This window comes from Curtobacterium sp. MCBD17_028 (genome assembly GCF_003234875.1).
Lineage (GTDB): Bacteria > Actinomycetota > Actinomycetes > Actinomycetales > Microbacteriaceae > Curtobacterium.
The window spans coordinates 99411-111846 of record NZ_QKTQ01000008.1 but is presented as its reverse complement, the minus strand read 5'-3'; the positions used below and the strand labels follow the sequence as shown (position 1 = coordinate 111846).

The following is a 12436-nucleotide window of genomic DNA, read 5'->3' as shown; positions in this document are numbered from 1 at the left end:
CCGAACGAGGAGGAACGCATGTCGAACGTCGTCGACTTCGTGGACGTCAGCACGGCCGGTCTCGAGTCCTCGCCCGTGGCCGACGCGCTCGCCGGCCTCCGCGCGAACGAGGCCCGGTACTACAAGAACAAGTACGACCACGAGTTCGTCACCTCCCCGGCAGACGAGGCCCCCGACGCGGTCGACCGGGTGACGCGGATCCTCGCTGAGGAGCGCGACATCGTGATCGCGTCCCGCCCGCTCGAGGCCACCGACTTCGTGGTCGACGGCCTCCGGATGACGTACGTGTTCTACGAGTCGGGTCTCGCGGTCAACGTCATGTACGGCATCGAGGACGGCGGCAAGCGGGCGGTCGGCTTCAAGCTCTCGCAGGGCATGGACGTCCCCGATGAGCTCGCGTCGAAGTTCAAGTTCGCCCGGCAGCGGTCGAAGCTCGCGGGCGAGATCCGCGGCTCGTTCTTCGTGATCAAGGGCGAGTACTGACGTACCCATGATCACGGCCGATCGGCGCAGCTGCGCATGCGGACGACAAGTGCACATGCGGGCGCAAGCGCACTTGTCGTCCGCATGCGCATGTCGGCGCTCCGCGCTCCGCGCTCCGCGCTCCGCTCAGTCGATCGGCGCCGTCGACCCCCGCACGACGAGCCGGCACGGCACCTCGGTACGCCCGCCGTCGTCCTGGCCGTCGATCGCGGCGAACAGCCGGTTCGCGGCGATGCGGCCGAGTTCCTGGAGCTGCATGTCGACGCTGCTCAGCTCCGGGCGTGAGCTCTGCGTGACGACGCCCCAGTTGTCGAAGCCGAGCACGGCGACCTCGGTGGGGACGTCGCGCCCGAGCTCGTGGAGCACGTCGACGACGCCGCGCGCGATCTGATCGCTGCCGCAGAAGACCGCGTCGACGTCGGGCGTGGACTCGAGGAGCATGCGGGCGGCACCGCGACCCCAGGCCTCGTTCCAGGTGCCGTGCAGGACGCGTCCGCCCGCGAGTTCGAGGCCCGCGTCGTCGAGCGCATCGAGGGCACCGCGCGCGCGGTCGCGGGCGGCGTGGTACTCGATCTCGCCGGTGATGTGCGCGATGCGCCGTCGTCCGGCGTCGATGAGGTGCTGCATGCCGACCCGGCCACCCTGCACGTTGTCGCTGACGACGGAGAGCGCCGCGGGGTCCTCGGACGGTGCGTACGCGTAGACGACGGGGACCGGCAGGTCGTCGCCGAGCGACGCACGTGGGTTGGTGCTCGACCCGACGACGATGAGGCCGTCGACCCGGCGCGACAGCAGCGCCTGGACGTGGTGCTGTTCACGGATCGTGTCGCCACGGGCGTCGCACAGGAAGATCTGGGTGGCACCGGCGCCGAACGCGTCCTCGGCGCCCATCATGATCGGGAGCGAGAAGCGGCCCTCGAGGTCGGACGTGATGAGGCCGACGGTGCCGGTGCGCCCTGCGAGCAGGTTCTGCGCGAGCACGTTCGGCCGGAACGACAGGCGCTCGGCGACGGCGAACACGCGGTCGCGGGTCTCGGAGCGGACCTCGCCCCGCCCGTTCAGCGCACGCGAGGCGGTGGCGATCGAGACCCCTGCGGCTCGTGCGACATCCGTGAGCGTGGCCGCCTTCTGCCGTTCCTTCACGCAGCCCCCTCTTGTCCGACCGCTCCAGGCGTCGACCCCGCTGCCGTGAACAGTACCGGCAACCCGCTGCCGCAAACAGTACCGGCAGCTTTCCGCTTGACGCAATCGAGACCCGGCAGTTACGGTTCGTAAAGCTTTCCGGAGATTTGCAGCAAGGACGCACGAATGACCGACATCAGCACCACCCCCACTTCCCAGCGCGGCCTCGTGGTCGCGCCGACGACGGGCCGCCTCCGCCCCGTCTCCATGACCGACGTCACGATCACGGGCGGCTTCTGGGGTGACCGCCAGGCGACGAACGCCCGCGCCACGCTCCGCCACTGCCTCGAGTGGATGGAGCGACTCGGCTGGGTCGGCAACTTCGACCGCGCCGCGGAGGGGCGAGAGGCTTCGTCCGCAGGCCGGGAGTTCGCCGACTCGGAGATCTACAAGCTCCTCGAGGCGCTCGCGTGGGAGTCCGGACGCTCGGGTGATGCCTGGGTGGAGCAGACGTTCCAGGACCTGTCGGCCCGTGTCGTCGCAGCCCAGCAGGAGGACGGCTACCTCAACACGCGCTTCGGAGGCCCGGGGCAGCAGCCGCGCTGGTCCGACCTCGAGTGGGGCCACGAGCTCTACTGCGCCGGGCACATGATCCAGGCCGCTGTGGCGCGCGCCCGCACCGCCGGCCGCGACGCGTTCGTCGAGGCGGCGATCCGCGTGGCCGACCACGTGTGTGACGTCTTCGGCGCGGACGGCGACCAGCGCGTGTGCGGCCACCCGGAGATCGAGGTCGCGCTCGTGGAGCTCGCCCGCGTGACCGGTGACGAGCGGTACCGGACGCAGGCGGCGCTGTTCATCGAGCGCCGCGGGAACGGCACGCTGCACGATCCCGACGTGCCCGCGTCGTACTTCCTCGACGACCTGCACGTGCGCGACGCAGACGTGCTCCGTGGCCACGCGGTCCGCGCGCTCTACCTGGCGGCCGGCGCGGTCGACCTCGCCGTGGACCGGGGCGACGCCGAGCTGTCGGACGCGCTCCGGACGCAGTGGCACAACACGGTCGCGCACCGCACGTACCTGACCGGTGGCATGGGGTCGCGGCACGAGGGCGAGTCCTTCGGCGACGACTTCGAACTGCCCTCCGATCGGGCCTACTCCGAGACCTGCGCCGGTGTCGGGTCGATCATGTTCAGCTGGCGGCTCCTGCTCGCCGACGGTGAGGAGCGGTACGCCGACCTCATCGAGCGGACGCTGTACAACGTCATCGCGACGAGCCCGGACGAGCAGGGCACCGCGTTCTTCTACGTGAACCCGCTGCAGCGGAACGTGCCCGGCACCCCGGCCGCGGTCGACGAGCCGAGCGAGCGCGCCGCGTCGAGCCAGCGTGCGCCGTGGTTCGCGGTGTCGTGCTGCCCGACGAACGTCGCGCGCACCCTCGCCAGCCTCACCGCGTACGTGGCGACGGTGGACGACGACGGCCTGCAACTGCACCAGTACGCGGAGGGCCGGATCGACACGACGCTGCCCGACGGCCGCACGGTCCGCCTCGAGGTCGCCACGGACTACCCGCTCGACGGCCGCGTGCGGGTCGTCGTCGCCGAGGACGCGCCCGAGCCGTGGACCCTGACCCTCCGCGTGCCGGGCTGGGCCGCTGGCAGCGCCACCGTCGACGCCGGCGACGGAGCCGAGACGGTCGACGGCGGGTCCGTCGCGATCCGTCGCGCCTGGCGTGCCGGCGACGTCGTCACCCTCGACCTCCCGACGCAGCCGCGGCTCGTGGCCCCGGACGAACGGATCGACGCGCTCCGCGGGACGGTCGCGGTGGAGCGCGGGCCGCTCGTGCTCTGCGCCGAGTCGATCGACCAGGACGCCGATCGCGTCGACGCGATCCAGGTCCTCCCGGGGGCCGAGCCGACCGCGGACGGCGCCACCGACGCGGCGCTCGACGCGGTCGCCGTCGACGCGCCCGAGCGGGACTGGCCGTACGCCGCCTCGCCCGCGCACGATGCCCAGCGCCCCGGAACCGTCCGGCTCCGCCCGTACCACCAGTGGGCCGAGCGTGGTCCGTCGACCATGCGCGTCTGGCTCCCGCTGGCGGACGCCGCCACCGCGCAGGCCTGACCCGAACCCGAACCAGCAGCACCACCCGTCATCACGCCAGGGCAAGGAGGCCCATCATGATCAAGCGAACGCGAACCGTCACCGGAGTGGGAGCGCTCGGCATCGCCGCGGCGCTCGTGCTCACCGGCTGCAGCAGCTCGGGCAGCTCGGGCTCCGGCTCGAGCTCGTCCCTCAAGGGCACCGTCACCGTCGGGTACTCCGGCGGCGGCGTCGTCGACACCTACATGTCGGACATCATCAAGCACGCCGAGAAGGAACTGCCCGGCGTCACGATCAAGACGCACGTCTACCCGACCTACGACGACCAGCTGAACCAGCTGCCGACGCAGTTCGCCGCGGGCACGGCCCCGGACATCACCCTCTGGGACAACTCGGCACCGGTCGCCGAGTACGCGACCGAGGGGGCGATCGCGTCGATGGACGACGTGATCGGGAAGACCGATGTCCAGCTCAGCGCATTCCCGAAGGCGCTCGTGAACGGCTGGAAGATCGGCGGCAAGCTCTACGCGGTGCCGTCGTACCTGCAGAACTCGGGCTACGCCTACAACCAGGACGTGCTCGCGGAGGCGGGCGTCACCTCGACCCCGAAGACCCTCGCCGAGATCGCGACGGCCGCGGCGCAGGTCAAGGCGAAGACGGGCAAGCCCGGCGTGGTGCTGCTCGAGAACCTGTTCCACCTGACGCAGTACATGATCGCGAACGGTGGCGGCTACCACGGCGGCACGACGATCGACTCGAAGCAGAACGTGCAGGCGCTCGACCAACTGTTGACCATGTTCAAGAACGGCGACGCCGAGAGCGCCGAGCAGCTCGGGGCGACCTGGGACGGCGAGGCCTTCGGCAAGGGGAACGCCGCCATGTCCGACGCCGGCCCCTGGTACATCGGCTTCATGCAGACGAGTGACCCGTCGACGAAGTACACGCTGACGACGCTCCCCGGGAAGACGGCGTCCTCGTCGACGGTGGCGACCTACGGCGGTGGCTTCAGCATCGCCCAGAAGTCGAAGGACAAGGCGGTCGACATGGCCGTCATCGCCGCGATGACCGACTCGTACTCGCAGAAGGCGATCATCACGACCAAGCTCGGGTACGTCCCGGCCGCCACCAAGTACATCAGCCAGTACCGCCAGGACACCCCGCAGTACGCGGCGTTCACGAACTCGGTGCTGGCGAAGGGCGAGTCGCTCGACTACCCGACCAAGTCGACCGAGTTCGGCAACGACCTGGTCAACGGGTTCCAGCAGCTCGTCGCGAAGAAGGCGACGAGCTCCACGGCCCTGCTGCACCAGCTCCAGCAGAAGTACGGGAAGTAGCCGAGCGGCGTGAGTGCCATCAAGAGCTCCATCAGGGCGGCGCGACGGCCCACGTCGTCGCGCCGCCGCGCCTGGCTCCGGACCGACAACCCGGCTGCGTGGCTCATGCTCGCCCCCGCGGTGGTCCTGCTGCTGTGGTGGTTCGCCTACCCGATCGCGCAGTCCGTCGTGCTCAGTGTGCAGCAGGTCGGCAAGTTCGACTTCGACCAGCGCAGCTTCGTCGGGCTGCAGAACTTCGGGCAGCTGTTCGCCGACCCGGCGTTCGGCCGCTCCCTCGGGATCACGGCGACCTTCGTGGCGGGCGTCGTCCCGGCCCAGACGGTCCTGGCGATCGTCGTCGCCGCCGTCCTGCGCGGTGCCACCGTCGGCAAGGGCGCACTCCGCACCGCGTACTTCGTGCCCTACATGACATCGACCGTCGCGATCACGACGATCTTCATGCAGCTGTTCGTCAAGGGCGGCATCGCGTCCACCGCACTGTCGCTGTTCGGCCTGCCGAACGCGACCTGGTACGCGAGCCCCGGCCTGGCGCTGTGGTTCCTCGTGATCGTGTACGTGTACATGTTCGTCGGGCTGTACATCGTGATCTTCGTCGGGGGCATGGAGACGATCCCGGCGGACCTGTACGAGGCCGCCGAGATGGACGGTGCGGGCGCCTTCCGTCAGTTCCTCAGCGTGACGCTGCCGGGCGTGCGTCCGTTCACCGCGTTCGTGGTGCTGACCGGGATCATCCAGGCGATCCAGGTCTTCGACCAGGCGTACGTCATCTCCGGCGGCACCGTGCTCGGGAGCCCGGCCGGTGCGACCTCGACGATCGTGATCTTCATCTACCAGCAGGCGTTCCGCTTGAGCAACATCGGGTACGCCTCGGCGGCGACCGTGATCCTGCTCGCCATCGTGATCCTCGCCGGCGTCGTCAGCCGGCTCCTCGGCCCGAAGGAGCAGGACGCATGAGCGCCACCTCGACGCAGCGGACCGCGGTCACCCGCCCGAGCACACCGACCAGCGGCACCGGTCGCCCGATGCGCTCGCACCGCACCCAGCAGACGGTCGCCCGGTCCGCCCGGTACACGTTCCTCATCGTGTTCGGACTGATCATGGTCGCCCCGCTGCTGTTCGTGCTGTACTGCTCGTTCCTGTCGCCAGCGGACTTCTTCTCGATCGTCCCGCCGTCGCACCTGACCCTGTCGAACTACACGTACGTGTTCACGCACGCCCCGATCGGACGCTGGTACGCGAACACCGCGATCGTCACGGGCTGCGTCGTCGCCGGCGCCGTCATCGTGAACACCCTGGCGGGTTGGGCGCTGGCCCGTCTGCAGTTCCGCGGCAAGCGCGTCGTGTTCACGGGCATCATCGTGATCCTGCTCGTGCCGCTGCAGGCGTACCTCATCCCGCTCTACCTGCAGATCGTCAAGCTCGGCTGGTTGAACACCTACGCGGCGCTCATCATCCCGTTCATCGTCAACCCGCTCCTCATCTTCCTCATGCGGCAGTCGTTCGGCACGATCCCGAAGGACCTCGAGGAGGCCGCGGCGCTCGACGGCGCGAACCGCTTCCGGATCTTCCTGCGGATCGGGCTGCCACTGTCGGTCACGGCGATCGCCACGCAGGCGATCCTCGCCGGCACGTGGACGTGGAACAGCTTCCTCATCCCGGTGACGATGACGAGCGACAAGGACATGTACGTCCTGACGCTCGGCCTCAACAGCCTGCAGTCGCAGAACTACACGCTGCCGACGGTGCAGATGGCGGGCGTGGTGCTGCTCACCCTGCCCGTCGTGGCGATGTTCCTCGTGTTCCAGCGGTTCATCGTGCCGAGCATCGCGTCGAGCGGCATCAAGGGATGACCGCGCGCGTCGAGGCCACCGACGTCCCGGGCGGGCTCGGCGTCCGCATCACGACCCCCGGTGGGGGCGGTCCGGCGCTCGTGGCGGCGGCGCCCGTCGTGGTGCTCACGTGGAAGCCCGGAACGGCCACGGACGCGGCCACGGACGCGGACGCGGACACCGGCGTCGAGACCGAGCACCGCGCGCCCTACGAGTCGCTGACGGTCACGGCGGACGGCCTCGTCGGCACCGCACGCATCGACGTCGGGGGCGGGACGGTCCTCCAGGTCGAGGACCGGTGGGACACCGACGGCGACGACGTCCGCATGGCCCGCCGGGTCACCGTCCGCGGCGGCCAGGGGCCCGCCCGCGGCTACGGCACGGCGGTCGTCGTCGAGGTCGACGCGGCCGCGCCGTGGGAGCGCGTCGAGCCGTTCTGCCCCGGCGTCGCCTACGGCAACGCGCCACAGGTCGCGCCGCTCGCCATCGCCGGCGTGCACGCACGGCGGGCCGGGGTCACCACCGCGATCGTCCGGGAGGACCGTGCCGCGGCACCGCTGTTCGGCATCCGACTCGAGGACGGAGGCTGGGCGGCCATCGCCCACCGCGACCCGCGCGGTGACACCATCGCCGCCGACGGGATGGTCGAGGACGGTGGCGAGACGATCGTCGACCCGCGGCTCGCGTTCGCGTCCATCGGCGCGCGGAGCACCGGCGACCGCGTGGAGCTCGGCGTGTGGTTCCCCGGCACCGAAGGACCCGTCACCTACAGCAGCGGCGGTCTTCCGCTCCTCCAGCTCGACGCGTGGCGGCGCCGCTTCCACCCCCTGGACGACGGCGCGACCCAGGAGTACGCCGTCGCGGTGCGGACGGGAGGCTCGACCGACTTCCCCGACGTCGTCCGGCAGACCTGGCGCTGGGTCTGGGACCGCTTCGCCCCGGCCGTGCGCAGCGCGGACATCGCGGACGTCGTGCGCAGCGCGGCGGCCGTCCTGGCCGATCAGGTCGTGGCGGTCGGCGGCCGGACCGGGGTCCCGCTCGAGGCGGACGCGGTCGTTCCGCAGCGGACGGACGAGGCGACCGCCGCGGTGATGGGGTTCGTCGGGGCGAACACGGACGCAGCCGTCGTCCTGCTCCGCGAGGCGGACAGCACCGATGACGGAGCCGTGGCCGAGCGGTACCGGGCGAGCGGTCTGGCGATCGTCGACTCGTTCGTCACGCTCGCCCTGGACCCGCCCGCTGGCGAGGGGTTCGACACCGTGACGGGTGCGACGACCACGTACCGCACGTTCCGGGACCAGCTGGCGGTGTACGCCCGCGCCGTGGCCGAGGGAGCGCTCGCGGTGCTCGACGCCCTGGCGCTCGAACGCCGTCACGGCGAGGAACACCCGCCCTGGGCCGCCTGGGTCACGACGGCAGCGAGCTGGTTGCTCCGGAACCAGGCCCTCGACGGTTCCCTGCCGCGCGCCTGGGTGGCCGGCACCGGCGAGGTGCTCGACGACTCGCCGTCCGGGACCGCCACCGTCGTGCCGTTCCTCGTCGCCGTGGGGTCGGAGGAGGCGCTCGCCGGTGCCGTGCGTGCCGCCGAGTTCGTCTGGCGGGAGTACGGACGCCGCGGGTGGTACGCCGGTGGCACCCTCGACAATCCCGACGTGGTGGACAAGGAAGCCGCGGTCCTGGCCGCCGAGGGGTTCCTCGACCTGTACGACGCGACCCGCGGGGCCGAATGGCTGGACCGGGCCGCCTCCGCGGCCTCGGTCGCCGAGACGTGGATCTACGTCTGGGACGTGCCCATGCCGGAGGACGCCGATCCAGCGCTGCTCCACTGGAAGCACGGGGTCTCGACCATCGGACACCAGCTCATCGCGTCCGGGGTGTCGATGACGGACGGGTTCCTCGCCGTGAACGCCTCGGTGTTCGCCCGGCTGTTCGCGCTGACGCACGACGACCACTGGCTCGACGTCGCTCGCGTGGTCACACACGGCACGACCTCGATGTTCGCGACGGTCGAGCACCCGTTCGACCTCCGCGGGGTCGGGTGGCAGCAGGAGCACTGGTCGTTCGCCCCACGTCGGGGGTTCGGCCTCAACCGTCGGTGGTTGCCGTGGGTGCCGGTCGCGCACGCCCGGGGGATGTACCGCGTCGAGGATCGGTGCCCACCCGAGGTCGCTGCGCGCGTGCTCCGCGCCGACTGAACCCGCTCAGGGCCGGGCGCGTGTCACGGTGCCGTGGGCGGTACCGTGGCGTCGGGCGGAACGGTGCCGTCGGCACCGCGCCGCTGGGCGGAACGGTGCCGTCGGGCCCCACGGTGCCGTCAGGCTGCGAAGGCGAGCGCCGCGAGCTGCACGTCGTGCGCCTGCAGGATCGTGCGGCTCGGCTCGTGCCGCCAGGGACGGCCCGGGACGACCCAGCCGGCGGCGCCGGCGGCCTGCACGTGGGCGCCGGCGACGACGTGCGCGCCGAGCTCGGTGCGGGGGAGGCGGACGAGGAACTCGCGACGGGAGACGTCGTCGGCGACGACGAACTCGACGAGGTCGTCGGTGGTCAGGACGGGCGCGTCGAGCACGGTCCCGCTGATCTGGATGAAGTCGATGGTGCTGGTCATGGTGCTGTCTTTTCCGATGGTTCGTTGGCGACGAGCGCGGTGCGCTGGCCTCGATCCCTTCTACAGGGCGCTGGCCGGGCGGGCACTCGGATCGCACACGCCGGAGGTCGGCGTGGGTTGTCCGGCCATGATCGGCGGGACGGGGCCCCGGTGGAATGCGACTCGATGGAGCCGGTACGGAGCAGGCGGCGGGGCGGATGAGATGGGTCCGCGGCAGAACGCCAGCTCCGAACTCTAGCACCATCAGGGCAGGACTGGAAGGGGGCCGCGCCGGTGGCGGGTTCGTCAGCGAAGACGGCGACGAGTGCGCGCACGGCCCGCCAGCGAGGGCCGCCTCGGTCAGGAGACCGGGCGACCGCCGCTGTCGTTGCCGTGGTCGTGCGTGCCGGGGTGACGTGTGCGACCTGTGTCGGTCCAGAATCCGTACCGTGCGGCTGGGGGACGCATCCGCCGCCGCTCGGCGGATGAACGGCGCGTGTTCCGACCATCGGCACCCTCCGGCGGGGTACAGAACACTCGTTCTACCTCTGGTCTGGGGACGTGCGGGAGCTGCGGCGGACACGGCCGTCCCAATATGCTCGCAACCAATCCGGGCTTCGGGGCCCGTGGTTACGAGCGGCGATTCGGGTGCCGCCGGTGGTGGGCTCGGCTTCGGGTGTCGAGCCCCCACCCCTCCCGATCCGGTCCTCCCGGCAGGTCGAGGGCGTCGGATCTTCCTCCCGCTCCCACAGCAGGCCGCCCGATGGGCCGCTGCGCCGTCGCTCCCAGTTCGCACGTACCCCGTTGGGCCGGACCGCCACTCGTGGGCGGCCTACCGTGGCGGCATGACCCGCATCGACCAGCTCCGCCGCGGCGGCCTCGTCCTCGACGTCGACGACAGCGGCCCAGAAGACGGTCCGGTCGCGGTCCTCCTCCACGGGTTCCCCGCCGACCGGAGCACCTGGCGGGCGGTCACGCCGCTCCTGACGGCCGAGGGCCTCCGCGTCGTCGCGCCGGACCAACGCGGGTACGCGCTCGGGGCGCGACCGGAGGGACGCCGCGCGTACCGGCGCGACTGGCTCGTCGACGACGTCCTGGCGCTCGCCGACCGACTCGGCGCAGAGCGGGTCCACCTCGTCGGCCACGACTGGGGCGGGCTGGTCGCCTGGCGGCTCGCGCAGCGGGCTCCCGACCGACTCGCGTCGCTCACGGTCCTGGCGACCCCGCACCCGCGGGCGATGGCGCTCGCGGCGGTCCGCTCCGACCAGGCCCTGCGGTCGTGGTACATCGCGGCGTTCCAGGTGCCCTGGCTCCCCGAACGGCTGCTCCGGGGGCGTCTCGTCCCGGTGCTCGAGGGCATGGGCCTCGCACGCGCCACCGCCGAGCGGTACGACCGTCGGATGCGCGAGCCAGGAGCACTGCGCGCGGCGATCGACTGGTACCGGGCACTGGCGCTGCCCACTCCGGCCGGCACGCCGCGCGTCGACCCGCTGGTCCGTGTCCCGACGTCGTACCTGTGGGGCTCCCGGGACGCGGCACTCGGTCGGGTCGCGGCCGAGGCGACCGAGCGGTACGTCGCGGCGCCCTACCGGTTCGTGGCCGTCGACGAGGACCACTGGCTGCCCGAGAACGCGGCCGCGCTCGTGGCCGAGGTGGTGCTCGACCGCGTGCGGTCCGTCACGGCGTAGCGGGTCTCAGAGCTCGACGACCTCGAACTCGAGCAGATCCGCGCCGGTCGCGACGGGGCGTCGGGCGCCGTCTTGCGCGTCGCCGTGTCCGGCGGCGGCCCCGTGCCCGGCAGGAGCGCCGTGTCCGGCAGGAGCGCCGTGCTCGCCGGCCGCCGCCGCATGCCGACCGTGCGCACCCTCGGACCCACCGCCGTGCGCCGCCTTCGCGCCGTCGGCAGCCCACGCCTGGAACGACGCCTCGTCCGCCCACGTCGTGACGACGAAGTACCGGTCGTCGCCCTTCACCGGGCGGAGGAGCTGGAAGCCCTCGAAGCCGGGAGCCCCGTCGACCGCGTGTCTGCGGGCAGCGAACCGCTGCTCGAGCTCGGCGCCGGCACCGGCGGGGACGTGGATGGCGTTGATCTTGACGACGGACATGCTGCGGTGGTCCTTCCGGTCTGGAGGCGCGGTGCGGGCCGCACCCGTGCCTCCCGAACCGTAACGGGGCGCGCTGAACGCGACCGGGGCGCGGTGTCAGGCGGGCAGGACGGCTGCGCGGGCCAGGCCCAGCTCGTCCTCACGCCAGGGGCGGGCGCCGACGGTCCGCAATCCGAGCCGGGTCAGCGCGAACGCCACGTGGTCCACGACGTCGGGTTCCCACTCGCCCTCGACCCCCATGCCGAACGAGGCGATCTCGTCGTCGGCCTCATCGAGGACCGTGACGGACCACCGCCCGGCGTCGTGGCGTTCGACGGTGACCCAGCGCGCCGCGGCGAACCGGTCGGGAGCACCCGTGGTCACGCGGTCTTCATGACGTCCGCGGTGAAGTTCTGCACGCGCTGGAGCAGGGCCGCGGACCGGGCTGCGATCGTCTCGGGCGGGTTGAGGTGCGGAGGCGCCACGCGGATGAGGAGCGAGCACGCCAGGTCCTCGCAGATGTAGGACCCGATGGTGTTGCCGTTCCGGCCGGACTCGCCGGCACGCGCAGCCGAGAACAACCGGACCTGCGTGGCCGGCTGGGGTGAGTGGCAGAAGGAGCACATCGCCGCGATGCCCGGCCGGAGCGAACCGCCGGCCGCGCGGACGACGATCCCGGTGGGGCGGCCGTCCATCCAGTGGACCATGTAGCCGCGGCGGGCGGCCTGCGGGTCGCGCCAACCCAGGTACTCGCGCTCGTCCCAGAGCATCTCGTGCAGACCCGGGATCGGCAGGTGGTCGAGCTCCTCCGGGGTCGCGTTGACGAACGACGATCGGATGTCGGACTCGGTGAGTGCCTTCACGGTCCCCCTCATGGTGGTGGTACCCGATCCTACCGCG

Annotated in this window: 12 protein-coding genes; 7 read left to right on the top strand and 5 right to left on the bottom strand. The window is 71.7% G+C overall.

Going from position 1 to position 12436, the window contains the following annotated elements:
* Positions 1 to 18: 18 nt before the first annotated feature.
* On the top strand, positions 19 to 483 hold the full coding sequence (locus DEI86_RS11190) for a phage tail protein (RefSeq protein ID WP_111049595.1): 465 nt from the start codon (positions 19 to 21) through the stop codon (positions 481 to 483).
* A 126-nt stretch (positions 484 to 609) separates the two neighbouring features.
* On the opposite strand, the gene DEI86_RS11185 is transcribed toward DEI86_RS11190, so the two are convergent.
* Positions 610 to 1626 (bottom strand): LacI family DNA-binding transcriptional regulator, encoded by a 1017-nt coding sequence (locus tag DEI86_RS11185; protein ID WP_111010885.1) that lies wholly within the window; start codon positions 1624 to 1626, stop codon positions 610 to 612.
* A 165-nt stretch (positions 1627 to 1791) separates the two neighbouring features.
* Between DEI86_RS11185 and DEI86_RS11180 the strand changes: the two genes are divergently transcribed.
* Genes DEI86_RS11180 through DEI86_RS11160 form a run of 5 tightly spaced genes read left to right on the top strand, consistent with a single transcriptional unit; the run spans position 1792 to position 9063 of the window.
* Positions 1792 to 3726 (top strand): glycoside hydrolase family 127 protein, encoded by a 1935-nt coding sequence (locus DEI86_RS11180; RefSeq protein ID WP_111049559.1) that lies wholly within the window; start codon positions 1792 to 1794, stop codon positions 3724 to 3726.
* A gap of 56 nt (positions 3727 to 3782) precedes the next feature.
* Entirely contained in the window at positions 3783 to 5039 is a 1257-nt protein-coding gene (locus DEI86_RS11175; protein WP_111013663.1) for an ABC transporter substrate-binding protein, read from the top strand.
* Positions 5040 to 5048: 9 nt separating this feature from the next.
* Positions 5049 to 5993, top strand: coding sequence for a carbohydrate ABC transporter permease (locus DEI86_RS11170; protein ID WP_111013662.1), 945 nt, complete (start codon positions 5049 to 5051; stop codon positions 5991 to 5993).
* Positions 5990 to 6889 carry a carbohydrate ABC transporter permease gene (locus DEI86_RS11165; RefSeq protein ID WP_111010881.1) on the top strand — a complete coding sequence of 300 codons (900 nt, stop codon included), beginning with the start codon at positions 5990 to 5992 and terminating at the stop codon, positions 6887 to 6889. Before DEI86_RS11170 ends, DEI86_RS11165 begins: the two co-directional genes overlap by 4 nt.
* Positions 6886 to 9063, top strand: coding sequence for a hypothetical protein (locus tag DEI86_RS11160; protein ID WP_111049558.1), 2178 nt, complete (start codon positions 6886 to 6888; stop codon positions 9061 to 9063). Before DEI86_RS11165 ends, DEI86_RS11160 begins: the two co-directional genes overlap by 4 nt.
* A 119-nt stretch (positions 9064 to 9182) precedes the next feature.
* Here DEI86_RS11160 and DEI86_RS11155 read toward each other — a convergent pair whose 3' ends face one another.
* On the bottom strand, positions 9183 to 9473 hold the full coding sequence (locus DEI86_RS11155; protein WP_111010879.1) for a hypothetical protein: 291 nt from the start codon (positions 9471 to 9473) through the stop codon (positions 9183 to 9185).
* Positions 9474 to 10297: 824 nt separating this feature from the next.
* Here DEI86_RS11155 and DEI86_RS11150 point away from each other — a divergent pair.
* Positions 10298 to 11140 carry an alpha/beta fold hydrolase gene (locus DEI86_RS11150; RefSeq protein ID WP_111049557.1) on the top strand — a complete coding sequence of 281 codons (843 nt, stop codon included), beginning with the start codon at positions 10298 to 10300 and terminating at the stop codon, positions 11138 to 11140.
* A gap of 6 nt (positions 11141 to 11146) precedes the next feature.
* Here DEI86_RS11150 and DEI86_RS17035 read toward each other — a convergent pair whose 3' ends face one another.
* From DEI86_RS17035 to DEI86_RS11135, 3 genes are all read right to left on the bottom strand, one after another.
* Positions 11147 to 11557: an antibiotic biosynthesis monooxygenase gene (locus tag DEI86_RS17035; protein ID WP_111049556.1), complete on the bottom strand. Its 411-nt coding sequence runs from the start codon at positions 11555 to 11557 to the stop codon at positions 11147 to 11149.
* A 96-nt stretch (positions 11558 to 11653) separates the two neighbouring features.
* Positions 11654 to 11920, bottom strand: coding sequence for a hypothetical protein (locus DEI86_RS11140; protein ID WP_111013659.1), 267 nt, complete (start codon positions 11918 to 11920; stop codon positions 11654 to 11656).
* On the bottom strand, positions 11917 to 12411 hold the full coding sequence (locus DEI86_RS11135; RefSeq protein ID WP_111010875.1) for an FBP domain-containing protein: 495 nt from the start codon (positions 12409 to 12411) through the stop codon (positions 11917 to 11919). Before DEI86_RS11135 ends, DEI86_RS11140 begins: the two co-directional genes overlap by 4 nt.
* Positions 12412 to 12436: the final 25 nt, after the last annotated feature.

What these genes read in the sequence shown, in the direction of transcription:
- DEI86_RS11135 (WP_111010875.1), bottom strand. Translation starts at nt 12,411, where the DNA reads ATGAGGGGGACCGTGAAGGCACTCACCGAGTCCGACATCCGATCGTCG.
- DEI86_RS17035 (WP_111049556.1), bottom strand. Translation starts at nt 11,557, where the DNA reads ATGTCCGTCGTCAAGATCAACGCCATCCACGTCCCCGCCGGTGCCGGC.
- DEI86_RS11155 (WP_111010879.1), bottom strand. Translation starts at nt 9,473, where the DNA reads ATGACCAGCACCATCGACTTCATCCAGATCAGCGGGACCGTGCTCGAC.
- DEI86_RS11190 (WP_111049595.1), top strand. Translation starts at nt 19, where the DNA reads ATGTCGAACGTCGTCGACTTCGTGGACGTCAGCACGGCCGGTCTCGAG.
- DEI86_RS11160 (WP_111049558.1), top strand. Translation starts at nt 6,886, where the DNA reads ATGACCGCGCGCGTCGAGGCCACCGACGTCCCGGGCGGGCTCGGCGTC.
- DEI86_RS11150 (WP_111049557.1), top strand. Translation starts at nt 10,298, where the DNA reads ATGACCCGCATCGACCAGCTCCGCCGCGGCGGCCTCGTCCTCGACGTC.
- DEI86_RS11165 (WP_111010881.1), top strand. Translation starts at nt 5,990, where the DNA reads ATGAGCGCCACCTCGACGCAGCGGACCGCGGTCACCCGCCCGAGCACA.
- DEI86_RS11180 (WP_111049559.1), top strand. Translation starts at nt 1,792, where the DNA reads ATGACCGACATCAGCACCACCCCCACTTCCCAGCGCGGCCTCGTGGTC.
- DEI86_RS11175 (WP_111013663.1), top strand. Translation starts at nt 3,783, where the DNA reads ATGATCAAGCGAACGCGAACCGTCACCGGAGTGGGAGCGCTCGGCATC.